The organism is Lewinellaceae bacterium (genome assembly GCA_020636105.1).
GTDB lineage: Bacteria > Bacteroidota > Bacteroidia > Chitinophagales > Saprospiraceae > BCD1.
Map to the genome: position 1 here is coordinate 3,199,584 of JACJYL010000001.1, position 15,970 is coordinate 3,215,553.

Genomic DNA, 15,970 nt, shown 5'->3' on the forward strand with positions numbered 1-15,970 from the left:
TTAAGGTCTTTTGTCTTAATTCAGTGAATTAAAAAAGTGAAACAATGCGATGGCTGAAAAGCCGAGTCCTACCACTATGCAATACAATACTCCAAGGAATTTAATGCCGGGGGTATATTTCGGATGGTTGACCCCAATGGTCTGAAAAGCGGACTGAAAACCATGATATAAGTGAATGGCCAACAAAATGAAAGCCACGACATAAAGCACGACGTACAACGGATTGGAAAAAACTGCCACCAGCAAATCGTAATCCGTACCATATGAACCATGCTCAAATTTGATCGGTATGAAAAAATCCTTTAGGTGAAGAAACAAAAACAAGAGAACCAGCAATCCCGTATAAATCATACTCCTTGAGGCGAAAGTCGAATTTTCGCCGGGTTTGTTCATCGCGTACTTGACCGGGCGCGCCGAATTATTTTTTATGGTCAGCACCAGGCCCATGATGATATGAAGCAGAAATCCTGCGGCCAGCACATATTGCATGACCTGAATTAATACATTCGTTCCCATAAAGTGGGATCCTCTGTTAAACAAATCAGCACTCACCAGCGAAAATGAATTCACAAGCAAATGAACCGCTATAAAAGTTATGAGGAAAAGACCGGATAGCCCCATGAGGAACTTTCTGCCGATCGAGGAAGAAGAAAAATTGGAAAACCAACCCATGTTTAAATGTTTTTTGCGTTTTGCAATGAAGTGAAACTGAACCATTTTTGCGCAATTTCACAGGGGTACAAAAGTAGGCCAGATTGTCCACTTGACCAACATTAAACAGTACAAGTGTTTTCTGTCTTACTAATTTAGAATTAATCTCAATAGTAAAATTTTGTCTTACTACCGACCAGGTTATTTTTCACCCGGAAATAGATTATGTAAAACGCTTTTTATCCCTATCTTGGTTCATTAAAAATTAAACTATCATGATAAAAAAACGACTACCTTTCTTCTTTTTGCTTTTATGCCTGGCCGGTTTCCGGCTTTCAGGGCAGATCGTCATTAACGAAATTAATTACCATTCCGCTGCGGATTTAGATTCCAAGGATTGGGTAGAATTTTATAATTCAAACGGCTCCCAGGTGAATATTGGCAACTGGTCCTTCAGCGATGACAATGACGCCAACCTGTTTACTTTTCCTGCGGGCACAACCATTCCCGGAAACGGATATCTGGTGCTGGTCAGAAATATTGACAGTTTCGCGCTTATTTTCCCGGATGTAATCAACTATGTCGGGGAATTCGATTTCGGATTAAACAATGGAGGAGAGTTGCTCAGACTGTTCAATGCATCAGGAACCGTGGTGGATACCGTTCATTTTGATGATGAGGATCCATGGCCAACAGATCCTGATGGATTGGGCGCCACCTTACAGTTGTTGAATCCCTCCCTTGACAATGCCCTTGCCGGCAGTTGGTTTTCTGCTCCGGGTACCCCTGGTGCACCCAATACCCCCAATATCATCGAAGATCCCAATTTCTCCTTTGGTTTGGAGATTTTTCCCAACCCATTTACCTCCCCGGCTTTGATAAGGATCAATTCGTCCAATATGGATGTTAACGGAGACCTGGTTATCTACAACAGCCAGGGGGCCATGATCAAAACAATCCCCTGGAACGGAGGTCACCAAATGTTGCTCGATGTCCCGGACCTACCGGGCGGACTTTATACGCTTGTCCTGAAACAGAAAGACCGATTTGCTGCTCAGCCGTTAAAGTTTGTGATCACCAGGTAATTCATCCGGGGCAACCGAAAAGCCTGTATTGGGAAGGCCCGAAAAATTTAAAAGGAAGGCATGGGGTTTAGTGCTTTATATTCTTTTTTTCAAAGGCGTGGTGCCTCGCAACCTACGTTCATTGATCCTTGTCCGGTGCACAGGTACAGAAGTGGTCTTAGCAGCGGACAAGAATCAATGATTTTGGTCTTTTAACCCGGCTTACACCGCCCCGGCACATAGAAATTTTACCTAAATTTAACATCTGATTAATATACTGCGTACCTTTAGCCGGCTTGTTAATATACGATTCCCTGAATTTTCTGAAAATAGAAAACTTAAGATTGAAAACAAGAAATGTCTGATTTCGACATCTCAACAATAATTTATTTTAACAGAAAGAATGTTCGATTACTTTTCATTACAGAACAGTGCAGAAAACCCAACGCTGGTTACCGCTATCTTTACGGTATTATTGGCCTTCATTTTGTCGACGGTTTTAGTCTTTACTTATGAAAAGACTACCCGGGAAGTCGCCCGGTCCGATCATTTTATGCAAGGGATGATCCTCATTGCCATCGTTGCGGCTACAGTGATGCAAGCCATCGGGGACAGCCTGGCCAGAGGATTAGGCATGTTGGGAGCATTGTCCATTGTACGTTTCCGGACTACCGTTCGTGATCCCCGGAATATTGTTTTCATGTTTATGTCTCTTGCCATAGGGATCGCCTGTGGAGTTTATGGGTTCCTCATTGCTTTCATCGGCACCATAGCTTTTTCGGTTTCTGCCTTTATCCTGAGGCTCACGCCATTCAGCAAAAAGAACAACCTGATCGGTTCACTCAAATTTGACCTCCTCAACGGGAAGCAATCTTCAGATTACAAAACGATGCAGCGTATTTTGCAAAAGCATTGCAGTAATTATGCCGTTACAAGATATAAAACATCCACCGAATCCGATGGAACACGGGTGGTCTCCTACGAATATTCCCTGAAACTCAAAAAAGAAGGACAGGATGAATTCCTGCTTTCTGACGAACTCATGCCGCTGTCGGATATCAGGAACGTCAGGTTGAACATCCAGGATACGACCCAGCAAATATAAATGATCAGGGTCAGCCATATCGGTGAGAGAAGATACGGGACGAATGCCCGGATTTTTAAACATAAAAATTCATGAAGCGCATCAATATTTTATATATCCTCAGCATCCTGCTGATCATTTTACTGTTTCGGCTGAACCGGCATTTTGGCAAACAAACACTCCTGTTTTACGGTTTTGCCGAAAATAAAGAAATGGACATCAGTCTTGACCACCCCATAACAGTCAATGAAATTTTAGTAACGCCGGGGCAAAATGTGCCGAAGGGAACTGTACTGGCTACCGTCACCCGCAACACCCTTGACCAGAAATTCAATGGTCTTTCCCATGACATCGCCGAGCTGGAAACCCGTGAGGAAATATGGAAAGCCGACCTCCTCTCGGAGATCAATAAACTACGTGCCCAGAAAATTGCCAAAACGTCTGAAATCAACAGCAAAATTGAACAACTACAGGCGGAGATCGACTTCAATGAGGCTTTGGTCAAAGACTTAAAAAGCATTTCCTTACCAGAAAATACCCCGCACCAAAAAAGCAGCCGGGCATTAAAAATTGAAGCCCTTCAAAAAGAACTTGACCTCTCCGTCAAACCCCTGGAAATTGAAATAAACAGGCTTCAGGCTTCCCTTAATAATCCTGAACATCCGCTCATGATCCAAAAAGAAAAATTGCAGGATGAAGTAAAATTCCTGGAAACAGAGCAGGAAAGACTTTCCCTGACCGCACCGGAAGACGGCGTAGTCGGTTCAGTGAATTGTAAAGAAGGCGAAAACCTGAATTCCTATTCCACCATAGTTACCTTTTACAGCCAAAACCCTACCCTTGTAAAAGCTTATGTGCTTGAAAGCCTGATCCTGCAGGTGTCCCTGGGAGATTCACTGATCGTGACCTCCACCCTCCATCCGGAACATTCCTGCGGAGGGGAAGTGATCGGGTTGGGATCCCGAATCGTCGAAATTCCGGAACGATTGAGAAAAATGCCCGACTTCAAAACCTATGGCCGCGAGGTGCTTATTTCCATCCCTGCCGAAAATCTTTTCTTGCAAAAAGAAAAAGTCATCCTGAACCTAATGCCCACCGAAGCAAACGGCGGCACGGGTTTTTTTAGTCCGATTTTTAATTTTTCCACTCCAAAAGTGGAAGCTGCAAGAGAATAGTTTGAAATACTAAGCGAATGAAAGTCTGTTTACCCATAATAATATTCCTGATTTCAAGTCTGAATGCAATAAGTCAGGCACCTCTTTCCGCCAACTCGTTTCTTGCCTCCTCCCGGACCCAACAGGAAATGCTGCACCAGGAAAAGATCGTACAGTTCCTCCAGCGTACTTCTTACCAGATGCCCTGGATCGAACAGGTTGAGTTGAGAACGAGAACCCACGATTTTGAAATTTCACAAGAGGAATATATTTTCAGAGTAACCCCAAACAGTCCACGCCAGCGATGGGCGCAAAATAAATACCACAACAGTACCATCCGTACTGGGGAGATGGAGCAACAATTCATCCTCGAGGAAGCCTTGCTGGATCGATACGAGATCATTGCCGGACTTTATTTTTGCGAGCGGCTTATCCGGGTCAAAAATGAATTTTTTCTCGTTTATGAGGATAAGATCAATACCCTTAAAAAAAGTGCCCTGCTCTCTAATTTTGACATCACCGACCTGATCAAAACAGAAGACGACCGGAATGACCTGCAAATGGAGCTCTTAAACCTCGAAAATACCCGCTCCGGGTTACAGACCCTCGTCAAGCTGATTACCGAAAGTGAGGACAGCCTGGATTTAACCCAGGGTAATTTCATCGGATTGGAAGAGATCAAAAACATTTTGCCTGAATTATACGGCACCCCGTTGGAACAACATCCCCTCCTGGTACGCCAGAGTGCCCGGATCGAGACGCTTGAATACGAATACAATGTTGAGGATGCAGAAAGACGCAATGTGCTGGATTACGTGGAATCCCGTTATGAAGGCCAGCGTAAAGACTTTTTAAGGGAACGATTATCGATTGGTATAGGATTCAAATTACCCCTCAAGGGCTCTTCCAAACTTAAATTGAACGAACTTAAACTCGAACAACTCGAGGCGGAAAACAAACAGGAAGCCCTGGTGTATGACCTCCAAATGAAAAAAGGAGAATACCTCAGCAAGATGCAGGCCTTACTCGATGAACACGCCCTGTTGCTGAAGCAGATGGAAACCAGCCAGGCGAGATTTTCCATGGACCAATACCCCGGGCTGGCTGATGCCACGGCCTACTCCTTGCTAAAGATCAGGGAAAGCCTCCTGGGAAAAGAACTGGACATCGTTAAAAAAGAGCAGGAGATTTTTGAAACCTATCTCGAACTGCTCCATCTTTCGGGTATTGTTGCAGAACAACCGCTGCGAAATTACCTCTCTGCCGGCTTTGAACCATTTTAATTAAACTACCTGACGCAACCATTTTCCGGAAAATGCCGTGTTATCCAACGACGACCATTTTATTTGACTTGACCAATTTGACATAAACCACCCAACACATGGAAAGAAGAAACCTTTTAAAAATCGGCACCCTAAGTGCTCTTTTTCCTTTTTTACCCCATTTCAGTGCTGCAAACACCTGTGACCCCACCACCGAGGATATCCAGGGCCCTTTTTATAGCCCCAATGCGCCCGTCAGGAATAAAATTTCTCCTGAAGGTGCCGTAGGAACGGTGCTCTTCCTGACCGGCACGATTTATTATAACGATTGTGAAACGCCTATCCCGATGGCAAACCTGGACGTATGGCAGGCCGACGACGGCGGAGCCTATGATAATGTAGGGTACAACTTCAGAGGAAAATTCGATACCGACCCAATGGGCAATTACGCCATGGAAACGGTTTTGCCGGGGAAATACCTGAACGGGAGTGCCTTTCGCCCCCGTCACATCCACTTTAAGATCGCCGCTGCAGGAGGGGGCACGCTAACCACCCAATTGTACTTTGAAGGCGACACTGATATTGCCGGCGACCCATGGGCTTCTGATGACAGTGCGGAAGGACGCATCATTCCCCTGACGGAAGATGCCGACGGTAACCTCCACGGCGTATTTGATGTTTCGCTGGATATCGTTCCCGTTATCAATTCGAATACCGATATCAACCTGGATGCCGGCACTAGAATCCTCAACATAAGTCCGAACCCCATGACAGATTCGGGCCAGGTACGGGTAACCATCGTGGAAAAGACGAACCTTTCCCTTGATATTTTTTCCATCAACGGCAGAAAAGTCAGAAATATCCATCAGGGAACAGTGCCCGCCGGCATACAGGCTTTTGAATTGGACCATTTGAGCAAGGAAGGCATAAAACTCAGCGCCGGCATTTACATCATTCAATTGATGGCCAACAACATTTTGGTGGATGCCAAACGGTTTATGATTCTTTAACGATACGGGGAAGGGTAAAGTAAAATGCGGCGCCTTTCCCCGGTTCAGATTCGACCCAGATCCGGCCATTGTGCTGATCGATGATCTTTTTGCAGATCGCCAGGCCAAGGCCTGTACCGTCGAATTGTTCTTTCGTGTTGAGCTGCTGGAACAAGACGAAGATTTTTTCATGAAATTCAGCATCAATCCCTATCCCGTTGTCTTTGACAGAAAATTCCCATTCCTTTTCAGTTGCCCTGCCTGAAATAAAAATTTCAGGGGGCACCCCTTTTTTGTGAAATTTCATGGCATTGATGATAAGATTCTGAAAAACCTGCCAGATTTTTGTGCGATCCCCCCGAATTTCGCCAGGAAAAACATCCCCGAGCTTTATCACGGCATTATGCTCTTCAATATCAGCACTCATGGTGGCCAACAGGCTCTTCAGCAGATGATTTACATCCAAAATGGTTGGATTGAAGCCCTTGCTCTTTACTTTTGAATAGTCCAGCAAATCCTCAATGAGGTTTTGTATTTCGTTGGCCCCATTAGCGATGAAGTCCAGGAATTTTTGCTCTTCTTCATCCAGCTTGGCCCCTGCCCTGGTTTTAAGGAGTCCCGTAAAACTATTAATCGTTCTCACCGGGGATTTCAGATCATGGGAAGCGATATAGGCAAAATTTTCCAGCCTCACGTTGGATTCTATCAAACGATGGAGCTCCTCATTTTGCTTATTGAGGATTTCCATATTTTCCATGATAATTTTTTCCTGGGCCTTCTTTTCCGTAATGTCGAGGGTGATGCCATTAATGGCCACCAATTCGTTTTGATCATTGAAAACGGGCTCCCCTTTGCACAATACATACTTAAGGGCCTCATCCGGGATTTCGATTCTATGTTCAAAAACATAACCTTCTCCCCTGAGGGAAGCTTTTTCCATTAATCTATCCAATGTTGTTAAATCATCCCGGTGAACCCTGCTGCGGAAAGCCTCGTAAAGTTCTTCATTGGGCGTACCCTCCAGTTTGAAAATCCTGTAGAGTTCTTCAGACCAAATTAATTCCCCTGTTCCCGGAAAAAACTCCCAGCTCCCCATTTTGGAGAGTTTTTGTGCTTCATTCAGCGCCTTTTCGCTTTTTTTCAATCGCTCTTCATCCTGCTTCCGCTCGGTAATATCTGTCACAAAAATGGTCAGCCCTGTAATATTCCCATCCAGCGTATAAATGGGAGAATACCTGCTTTCCCAAAAAGTTCTGTACAAAGCTTCGTCGCCATATTCCTCGATAAATAACAATTCCTCTCCTTTCAGAGTAAGATCAAAATTGGCTTTTGCTTTTTCACGGTCATCAGTGTTTGAAATCAACTCGAGCATATTCATCCCAATCTCAATATCCACTCCCCATATTTTCTTCATGGTTTCTTTATGTGAAGTGGTAAAAGCCTTGTAACAATATTCATTATCCAAAGAAAAGATAATGATGCCTTTGGGACTATCGAGGATAGACTGAAGCAACTCGTTGTTGGTGCGAAATTTCAACTCGCTTTGTCGCAATTCATCTTCGGATTTCTTCCTTTGGGTGATATCCCTGAGGATGCCCTCGTGGAATATAATCTTATTGTTTTCATCATAAGTGAAATACCCCTGATCTTCCACCCAAACTTCCGTGCCATCCTTTTTTTTCAACCGGTATACTTCCAAATTGCTGGTCAACACCTCTTCCCGTTCTTCAGGATGAAAATAAACCGATTCTTTTACGTTCACCGCTTTTAAGGCTTCTTCACTTTCGTACCCCAGTAATTTAACCAAAGCAGGATTTGCACTTATGATTTTCCCATCGGGAGTGCTTTTATAAATACAGTCGGAGGTATTTTCAAATAATGTCTTATACCTTTGTTCACTCTCCTCCAGCCCTTTATAAGCTTTTTCCAGAATGGAAAGATCTTTAATGGTGGCAAAACAATGGGTAATTTCTCCTGAATGGTCTTGTATATTAAAGGTTTCAATAATGGCGGGAAATCGCTCTCCGTTTTTCCTTTTAAAGGTCAATTCGAAATGATTATCTTCTTTCCCGTATTTTTTCTGTACGGCGGCTCCAATGGTTTCGTATTCTTCAGGAGGCCAATATGGATAAGGAGGTTTTGTACCGATAAGCTCTTCCTTGTCATAGCCTGTTATAGCACACAAAGTTTCATTAACTACCAGCATTTTGGCTTCCGTATCAATAATAAAAAATCCATCGGCAAGATTTGAAAGGATCTGATCCTGAAGCGCTTTTTCTTTCCGCAATAAATCAAACTCCAACTCCAACTCATGAAGTTTTGACTGCAGTTGAAATACCTTGGCATCTGTCCCCCTGCCAGTTTCGGTTAAATTTGTTGAAGACATTCCTTTTTTCAGGATTGCTCCGGCTTTATCCAGCAATACTGATGTAAAAGAATTACCCTTTGTTTTTTTTCCCACTGGATCATTTTATTTTCTGGCTGCAAGGACGGATAACCAATAACTTAATGTAGAAAGTAAAAACATCAAACAAATGACAATCAATACCTTACAAATAGTATATTGTTTTCTTGAGCCTGTGGCTATTCCTCAATGAAGATGTTCTGAATTACAAAAATGCCTCAAGTCTATGATAAGACCCAGGGAGAAAGGGGAAATTCAACTCCTGTCTTTAAATTTTATTGAGGAAACTTAAATACTCGAAAGGGTAGCACAAAAATGCAAAATTCCGGGGGATTTTTAAAATAAAAACCTTGAAATAGGATAAAAACGTCATTTAAATCGAGAATAGCCCCTTTTTTGTGTTTAAAACCCTAAAAAGGAGTGTACTCTTTTGAATTCTTCGTTTAAAGGGGCCTGAATGGAAAATGGCTCACCCGTTACCGGATGAGTGAGTTTCATTTCAGCGGCATGCAATAACATGGTCATCATGTTCCATTTTTCTTTAAAAAGTTTATTCTGTCTGTTACATCCATGGGGGCGGTCACCAATAATGGGGTGCATTAAATGAGCACAATGCTTGCGAATCTGATGTTGGCGTCCTGTTTCGGGAAAAGCTTCTATAAGGGAATAACGTGACGTCTGGTGTTTGCCGTAAGGGACATCCACTTCTGTTGTTTTGAGCAATCGGAAACGGGTAAAGGCTTCCTGCTTTTTGCCGCGGTCATTGGTCAGCGGATAATCCAATTCCACTGCTTCGGGAAAATACCCCCTCACGATGGCCAGGTATTTTTTTTCAATGGCTTTTTCGACAAAAGTATCATGTAATAAAGCGGCCGAATGGGCGTCCAGCGCAAAGAGCAACACCCCTGATGTTTTTCGGTCGAGCCGATGGGCAGGAAAAACGTGCTGACCGATTTGATCCCGCAAGAGCTGCATGGCAAAAACGTCTTCACCCGCTGCGATCGAAGATCGATGCACCAGCAATCCATTGGGTTTGTTGACCGCAATAAGATGTTCATCCCGATAAATGATGTCCAATGCCTCAGGTTCCAATAGTTAAAAGTTTTGTAGCCCGAGACGACACCTTTTTGCTCCGCACTTTGCCTTGCACGAAGATGTCACCTCGAAAGCCCAATGATGTTGAGAAAAATACACTTTTATAGATCAATTTAGCCCGAGACGACACCTTTTTGCTCCTGCACTTTGCCTTGCTCGAAGATGTCACCTCGAAAGCCCAATCACGAAGATGTCGCCTCGGGAAAGATGTTCATTTTTCTTCTCCCCGGTACTTCACCTGCATTCCATGCAAAAAATTACGCAAAAACTGGTCTTTGCAATCCCGGTACTGACTTTGGTTGGGATTTCGGAAAAGGGCGCTTATTTCGTGTTTGCTGACGGCCAGATCCACCAGTTTAAACATCTCGAGAATATCTTCATCTTTCAGGTTTAAGGCTATTTTCAATTTCCTGAAAACGACGTTATTGTTCAGTTTTTTTTCATTTTTAGGGGGCGGGCCTTCTTTTTTACCGCGTTTGAGCACAATAAATCCGTTGAGGAAAACAGAGAATTCGTGATCATAAATCCCCTTGAAGGCCGGATCGTCCTCTTTTTTCAACCAGTCGCTTATCTGTGCCCGGGTAGCTTCCCCCCCGGCCAGGGCGAAAATCTCCATCATTTTCGAATCGCTGAGATCAAAAGTGTACCGTATGCGGCGAAGGATATCGTTGTTGTTCATGATTATTTTTTTTGTGACATTTGAGCCCCCGATTCCCACTCGGCGGGCGTATTGAAGTTTAATAAAATGACCTCCGTGGAAACCGGTAGTGATACGATTTCCGCGGCATCTGTTTGTTTTATTTGAACATCCAGACGCGACTGTTTATCCGCCGCATCAAGGAATTTTAGTTTTTCCCAAAACGCATATTTCAATTTAACGGGATGACCGTTTTTCCCTTCATAATTGGGCAGCACGATCAACCCCTCCTGATCTGTTATTTGCTGAAGTTCCTCCCAGTTGAGCAAAGGCGTATCAATTGGATGGACCAGTATATCCGGGAAACCGGGAATATGGCGGATCACTTTTTGAAGGGTCGAAAACGGCCCCGGTGAAGGGGTTTCATTTATGACAACGATCACCTTCATTCCCAGGAAAAGAAACGGTTTTTTTACCGCGGCTTCAAACCAGTCAATGGCCTCAAAATAGTCCTGATGCTGAAAACCCAGTCCGATGTAAACGGTTTTAATGGAAGTCAGGGAAATCCTGCGCAATTGCTCGAGTATCCAAAAGGTTTCTTTGAATGGAAGCAGGCCTTTGGGCATCCCCATTCTTTCCGATTTCCCCCCGGCGAGTAAAACAAAAACAGGATTGTTTTCCATAGCCTAAACCAGGTTATGATCAGACAACGGCAAGCTGTAATACCGCTTGCCGGTTGCTTTAAAGATCGCATTGATAATGGCGGGAGCGATAACGGGCACTCCGGGTTCTCCTACCCCCGTCGGCCGTTCGTTGCTTTCCACTATTTCGACATGAATTTTGGGCGCCTCCGGCATGCGTAACATCTGGTAACTGTCAAAATTACTTTGTTCAATGGCTCCGTCTTTGGCGGTAATCTTACCATAATAAGTCAGGGACATCCCAAATACTGCCGATCCTTCCAACTGGGATTTTATGGTATCTTTATTCACCGCTGTTCCGCAATCAATAACAGTAAATACATTGTGGACTTTTACCTTGCCCTGGATGACTGAGACTTCTACCACAGAGGCCACATACGACAAAAAACTGTATTGCACCGCTATTCCATAGGCATGGCCTTCGGGCAAGGTTTTGCCCCATTCCGCATTTTCGGCTGCTTTTTTAAGCACGTATTTCAACCTTGCGGTATCATATTTGTAGTCACCATCCGTATCTTCCAATCGATCCTCTCCAATCATTTTGAGCCTGAATTCCAGGGGATCCATTCCTGCGGCATGGGCCAGTTCATCGGCAAAAACATTGACAGAAAAACCATGGGGAATGTTGATCACCGAACGTAACCATCCTATCCTGACATGAGCGGGAGCTTTTCCGGTCTCCACCTGCATATTGGGCAGATCATAAGGAATATTGGACGCCGTATGGGTTTCCCAACCCTGGGGCTCATCCGTACCCGGCTCAAAAGTAGATTCGATGGACGGGAAGGCAAACCGATGTAACCAACCGGTCACTTTACCGTTTTCGTCGAGTGAAGCTTTCATGTACTGAGCCGATACGGTATGGTAATAACTGTGTTGAATATCATCCTCTCTGCTCCATATAACCTGAACCGGTGCCTTGATCGCTTTTGAAACCGCCACGGCTTCCACAATGTAATCAGGTTTGGATTTCCTTCCGAAACCGCCCCCTAAAAACGTAATATTAATGGTCACCTTATCCTCCGCTATTCCCAAATAATCGGCGACCTCCGTTCTGGCCGTTTGCGGATCCTGAGTAGGCGCCCAGACTTCACAGCTATCACCCTGGACCCATGCCACGGCATTGGGCACCTCCATGGGCGCATGCACCAACAAAGGCGCTTCAAAGCTGCTTTCAACGATCGTATGAGCCTTTTCAAAAGCACTCTCCACATCCCCGGTTGATTTCTGTACGGTTCCTTTTTTATGCACATTGCCCATGATCTGTTCCATATATTTTTCAGAATCATAGTCTTTGTTCTCCCCAAATTTCCATTCCACCTTCAAGGCTTCCTTTCCTTTAAAAGCAGCCCAGGTATTGGTGGCGATTACCGCAACCCCGCCCAGGGCACCAAATGGTTTTTCCATCCTTGGAATTTCAATCACGTCCAGTACGCCGTTCACTTTTAAAGCAGCACTTTTGTCAAAAGATTTCACCGTCCCGAAGGTTACCGGGCAACGTTGAATGGCGACAAATTTCATATCAGCAATACGTTTATCCAACCCGAAAACAGCACTTCCGTTGGCGTAATTTTCCACATCAATACTCGGTAAGGTTTTGCCGATGTATTTAAAATTTTCGGGTGATTTCAAGGTGACTTCTTTCGGAACTTCTAGGGTGGCGGCCATTTCCGCTAAATCCCCATAACCGATCTTCTTTCCGCTGGTATGCACGACAAAGTGGTTGTCGGCCGTGCATTCACTTTCCGGCACTTCCCATGTTTTTGCGGCGGCCGTGATGAGCATGGCCTTGAAGGTGGCCCCCACCTTTCTCATGCTTTCGTATAAATAGCGAATACTGCGGGAGCCATCCGTATTTTGATCACCGAATTTGACATCCCCAGTGGCCTGCTGTACGGTCACCCGGCTCCAGTCGGCCTCCATTTCATCGGCGATGACGGAAGTCAGGGCTGTTCGGATTCCCTGGCCCATTTCCGAGCGGGTAGCCACTAAGATCAAACTCCCATCAGGATTCAATTGCACATATAACTTCGGATTGAAAACGAAGGGTTCTTTTTCATCCTCTGAACCTGAATTAAAATTACAGGACAGGATCAACCCGCCTGAGACCAATCCAATGCTTTTGATAAAATTCCTTCGGCTTATATTTTTTACAGTAATCATAATGAAGGGTTATTTTTTAATTCAACAGAATGATGAATGGCATTTTTGATGCGCTGGTAGGTTCCGCACCGACAGATATTACGCGTCATCGCATTATCGATATCCTCATCGTCCGGATTACCGTTTGTATTCAATAAGGCGGTTGCGGTGATTAACTGCCCCGGCTGACAAAAGCCACATTGCGGCACATTCAATTCAGCCCAGGATTGTTGCAACAACTGAAGATTTTCCGTTTCGCCTTCTATCGTAATGATATCTGTTCCCTGGGCGAAGGAAACAGGCAAAAGGCATGAATTGACGGCCTGCCCATCTACCAAAACCATACAAGCCCCGCACAGTCCTTTTCCACAACCGTATTTTGTTCCCGTAAATCCAATGACATCCCTAATCGCCCAAAGCAGTGGCATGTTCGGATCAACCTCTATCGAGTGCTTTTTCCCGTTGATTTGAAGTGTAATCATAATCTAATAGGTATAGTTGTTTATATTATTCGTTCAATAACCAGGTATTAAAGCATCTGGCGCCCGAATGTTTAAAAATCATGGTTGGCCGTGCGGGCATAGATCTCATCCCCCTACACCCTGTGCTGCATAAAACGGTGATCAGCAGGAAAAGAATGGAGAGGGCTGATTTTTTAAAAAGTCTGCCAAACAATGAATTCATTTTTTTGGAATAGATTTTTGGGTAGTGCTTTGTATTTTTCAAACCCTGGGGTCACCGGATTTCTCCCGGGCGATGAAGTCATCGTCGTGTTCAGAATCATCTTTTGCCTTCCAGGCTGATCATGCTGAATTTGAAATCCTGCCCTAAGTTACATTATTTGGCGAAAAACAGCGCAAGATTAATGGGTGAAATAGCCTTGAGAATAAAGGTCTCCCCTTATTCTATCACAAATTCCCTAAGGTTTGAAATAAGGATCCTGTCCAGTTCTTCGGTATGACTTTTAGGCGTTTGAGTAAAAACAAAACCGAAGAGTGGAAATTCCCTGTGATTTACTTTACGGACCGTCAGTGGTTTCTGAAAAGAAGCGGCCAGCCGCTCGTAATCAAAGGATTTGATGTCCCGGCCTTTGATGCCGGTATTGTTGTCTAAAACGATGAGGCTGAAAAGAGCATCATCCATTGCTCCCAATATTTGTTCCCAGTCCGGCCGTTTATTGGCATGGAAATATTCGTAGGAATTAAAGCCGTAGGCATACCACGTCAGATCAGCGGTAGTGCACCAGCCGCCGAAGCGCATGGGGTTGACTTCGATGGGGGCGATATGGCCGGATTCATCAATGCGCACCTCGATATGGATCAGGAAATTTGTCAGCCCGGCCAGTTGTCCTAATTGAGCCAGGAAAGCTTCGAGCGGTTTCTTGTAGGTTTGAATGATCTCGCGGGAGGTGATGTACACCCGGTCGCTCACATCCTTACCCGAAGAAAAAACATGGTGCATAATATTGAGGATCACGGGCTCGCCGGAGGCTGAAAAGTAACAATCCACGGCATATTCCTCTCCTTTGATGTGTTGTTCGAAAATAAAAGTCGTCGCATCCATGACTTCGATCGGATACAAATCCCTGACCTCGTCCATTTCTTCTTTGATCGTGGCCAGGATTCCGGGCCATTCCTCCCGGGTTTCCACATTGTGGACGCCCATACTAAAAAAACCAACGGCGGGTTTAATAACAAAAGGGACGGGCAATGAATTCACCTCCACCTCATCCAGTTGGGTGAATGCCACGCTTTTGAAAAAATAACCGGGAAACATAGGTTTCAGCAGCTCCCGGAATTTGACCTTGTTTTTGAAAATTTTGACCTTTTCAGGAATATCGAGAAAGGATAAATGCTGTTCCACCCAGGCGATGGAATTTTCAGAATTGGTGAAGAGGCGAAGGGCTTTATCCTGCCTATATTTTTCGACAGCCTCCTGCTCCGGTACGTAAAAGTAATTATCTCCCAGTAGCTTCCTGGCTATTGGCGTTTCGATCACCGGAATTTGTTTTTCGCGTAAGGTTTTTTTAAGAAAATCAGAAACGTAAGGGCCGTCGATGAGTATCATAATTCGGTTTGATTTTGAGCGGCAAAGGTGCAAAAAATCAAACAATTAGTCATTCAATTTCCAATTTTAAAAACGCTGCAGGGGCTCCTTCGTAGAGCCCGGTTTCGTACTGCTCAAATCCTGACTTCTGCAGTACTCGTTTTGAAGCGCCATTCTCCACATGGACTATGCCTACCAGGCGATTTACCCCTTTTAATGTTTTGGCATATTGCACCAGGGCTGCGGTCAGCTCCGAAGCATATTTTTGTCCCCAGGATTCGGGCAGTACCAGGTAGCCTACTTCATGTTGCCCGTTGCCGATATAAACGATCTTCAGGTAGGCAATGAGCCGACCGTCGTTCTTTTCATAGGCCAGCCAGTAGCCGAGGTCCTTATTTTCTTTATTGATGAGAAGTGCCCTTTTAAAACGGTCGATGGCTTCTTCACGCGTCAGCATCTGCTGGGTTACATACCGCATCACCTCCTCATTCGTTCCAAAAAGCAGGTAGTCTTCCAGGTCGGAAGCCTCACATTTTTTGTAGGTCAGCCTTTTGGAGGATAAGCTCATAAACGGGAAAAATTTCAGGAAAATTAAAGGTTCAGAATTAATGCTTTTAATTCAAACAAAATATGAACTTTTGAAAAAAAATTATTGAATGCTCAAGTTCATTAATCTCCTGAACTTTTTTATTTTTAAACGCGAAGAAGGCGTAAAGAACGCAGTGAAATTTTCAGACAAAT

At 44.4% G+C, this 15,970-nt stretch carries 14 protein-coding genes; 5 read left to right on the plus strand and 9 right to left on the minus strand.

The genetic code is table 11. The annotated features are described in order from the left end of the window. Positions 1-15: 15 nt before the first annotated feature. Positions 16-672, minus strand: coding sequence for a succinate dehydrogenase cytochrome b subunit (locus tag H6571_12115; protein ID MCB9324473.1), 657 nt, complete (start codon positions 670-672; stop codon positions 16-18). Between the two features lie 254 nt (positions 673-926). On the opposite strand from H6571_12115, the gene H6571_12120 reads away from it, so the two are divergent. From H6571_12120 to H6571_12140, 5 genes are all read left to right on the plus strand, one after another. Continuing rightward, positions 927-1,736 (plus strand): lamin tail domain-containing protein, encoded by an 810-nt coding sequence (locus H6571_12120; GenBank protein MCB9324474.1) that lies wholly within the window; start codon positions 927-929, stop codon positions 1,734-1,736. 382 nt (positions 1,737-2,118) lie between these two features. Next, complete coding sequence (locus H6571_12125; GenBank protein ID MCB9324475.1) at positions 2,119-2,820, plus strand: DUF4956 domain-containing protein; 702 nt, start codon at positions 2,119-2,121, stop codon at positions 2,818-2,820. Positions 2,821-2,891: 71 nt separating this feature from the next. Continuing rightward, positions 2,892-3,974 (plus strand): hypothetical protein, encoded by a 1,083-nt coding sequence (locus H6571_12130; GenBank protein MCB9324476.1) that lies wholly within the window; start codon positions 2,892-2,894, stop codon positions 3,972-3,974. 17 nt (positions 3,975-3,991) lie between these two features. Further along, positions 3,992-5,236, plus strand: coding sequence for a hypothetical protein (locus H6571_12135; GenBank protein ID MCB9324477.1), 1,245 nt, complete (start codon positions 3,992-3,994; stop codon positions 5,234-5,236). Positions 5,237-5,334: 98 nt separating this feature from the next. Then, positions 5,335-6,225 carry a T9SS type A sorting domain-containing protein gene (locus tag H6571_12140; GenBank protein MCB9324478.1) on the plus strand — a complete coding sequence of 297 codons (891 nt, stop codon included), beginning with the start codon at positions 5,335-5,337 and terminating at the stop codon, positions 6,223-6,225. On the opposite strand, the gene H6571_12145 is transcribed toward H6571_12140, so the two are convergent. The 8 genes from H6571_12145 to H6571_12180 all read right to left on the minus strand — a co-directional run bounded on the left by H6571_12145 (position 6,212) and on the right by H6571_12180 (position 15,797). Continuing rightward, on the minus strand, positions 6,212-8,665 hold the full coding sequence (locus tag H6571_12145) for a PAS domain S-box protein (protein MCB9324479.1): 2,454 nt from the start codon (positions 8,663-8,665) through the stop codon (positions 6,212-6,214). The two genes, H6571_12140 and H6571_12145, sit on opposite strands and share 14 nt — an antisense overlap. Before the next feature lie 345 nt (positions 8,666-9,010). Beyond that, positions 9,011-9,700 carry a pseudouridylate synthase gene (locus H6571_12150; protein MCB9324480.1) on the minus strand — a complete coding sequence of 230 codons (690 nt, stop codon included), beginning with the start codon at positions 9,698-9,700 and terminating at the stop codon, positions 9,011-9,013. 214 nt (positions 9,701-9,914) lie between these two features. After that, positions 9,915-10,382: a DUF1456 family protein gene (locus H6571_12155; GenBank protein ID MCB9324481.1), complete on the minus strand. Its 468-nt coding sequence runs from the start codon at positions 10,380-10,382 to the stop codon at positions 9,915-9,917. 2 nt (positions 10,383-10,384) lie between these two features. Further along, positions 10,385-11,023 carry an NTP transferase domain-containing protein gene (locus H6571_12160; GenBank protein MCB9324482.1) on the minus strand — a complete coding sequence of 213 codons (639 nt, stop codon included), beginning with the start codon at positions 11,021-11,023 and terminating at the stop codon, positions 10,385-10,387. Between the two features lie 3 nt (positions 11,024-11,026). After that, complete coding sequence (locus H6571_12165; GenBank protein ID MCB9324483.1) at positions 11,027-13,204, minus strand: xanthine dehydrogenase family protein molybdopterin-binding subunit; 2,178 nt, start codon at positions 13,202-13,204, stop codon at positions 11,027-11,029. Further along, positions 13,201-13,665: a (2Fe-2S)-binding protein gene (locus tag H6571_12170; protein ID MCB9324484.1), complete on the minus strand. Its 465-nt coding sequence runs from the start codon at positions 13,663-13,665 to the stop codon at positions 13,201-13,203. The genes H6571_12165 and H6571_12170 overlap by 4 nt, the downstream gene beginning before the upstream one ends. Before the next feature lie 418 nt (positions 13,666-14,083). After that, positions 14,084-15,250, minus strand: a complete 1,167-nt coding sequence (locus tag H6571_12175; protein ID MCB9324485.1) for an ATP-grasp domain-containing protein — start codon at positions 15,248-15,250, stop codon at positions 14,084-14,086. Between the two features lie 49 nt (positions 15,251-15,299). After that, entirely contained in the window at positions 15,300-15,797 is a 498-nt protein-coding gene (locus tag H6571_12180) for a GNAT family N-acetyltransferase (GenBank protein ID MCB9324486.1), read from the minus strand. Between the last annotated feature and the right edge of the window lie 173 nt (positions 15,798-15,970).

What these genes read in the sequence shown, in the direction of transcription:
- H6571_12130 (MCB9324476.1), top strand. Translation starts at nt 2,892, where the DNA reads ATGAAGCGCATCAATATTTTATATATCCTCAGCATCCTGCTGATCATT.
- H6571_12165 (MCB9324483.1), bottom strand. Translation starts at nt 13,204, where the DNA reads ATGATTACTGTAAAAAATATAAGCCGAAGGAATTTTATCAAAAGCATT.
- H6571_12175 (MCB9324485.1), bottom strand. Translation starts at nt 15,250, where the DNA reads ATGATACTCATCGACGGCCCTTACGTTTCTGATTTTCTTAAAAAAACC.
- H6571_12155 (MCB9324481.1), bottom strand. Translation starts at nt 10,382, where the DNA reads ATGAACAACAACGATATCCTTCGCCGCATACGGTACACTTTTGATCTC.
- H6571_12120 (MCB9324474.1), top strand. Translation starts at nt 927, where the DNA reads ATGATAAAAAAACGACTACCTTTCTTCTTTTTGCTTTTATGCCTGGCC.
- H6571_12170 (MCB9324484.1), bottom strand. Translation starts at nt 13,665, where the DNA reads ATGATTACACTTCAAATCAACGGGAAAAAGCACTCGATAGAGGTTGAT.
- H6571_12140 (MCB9324478.1), top strand. Translation starts at nt 5,335, where the DNA reads ATGGAAAGAAGAAACCTTTTAAAAATCGGCACCCTAAGTGCTCTTTTT.
- H6571_12160 (MCB9324482.1), bottom strand. Translation starts at nt 11,023, where the DNA reads ATGGAAAACAATCCTGTTTTTGTTTTACTCGCCGGGGGGAAATCGGAA.
- H6571_12115 (MCB9324473.1), bottom strand. Translation starts at nt 672, where the DNA reads ATGGGTTGGTTTTCCAATTTTTCTTCTTCCTCGATCGGCAGAAAGTTC.
- H6571_12180 (MCB9324486.1), bottom strand. Translation starts at nt 15,797, where the DNA reads ATGAGCTTATCCTCCAAAAGGCTGACCTACAAAAAATGTGAGGCTTCC.
- H6571_12125 (MCB9324475.1), top strand. Translation starts at nt 2,119, where the DNA reads ATGTTCGATTACTTTTCATTACAGAACAGTGCAGAAAACCCAACGCTG.
- H6571_12135 (MCB9324477.1), top strand. Translation starts at nt 3,992, where the DNA reads ATGAAAGTCTGTTTACCCATAATAATATTCCTGATTTCAAGTCTGAAT.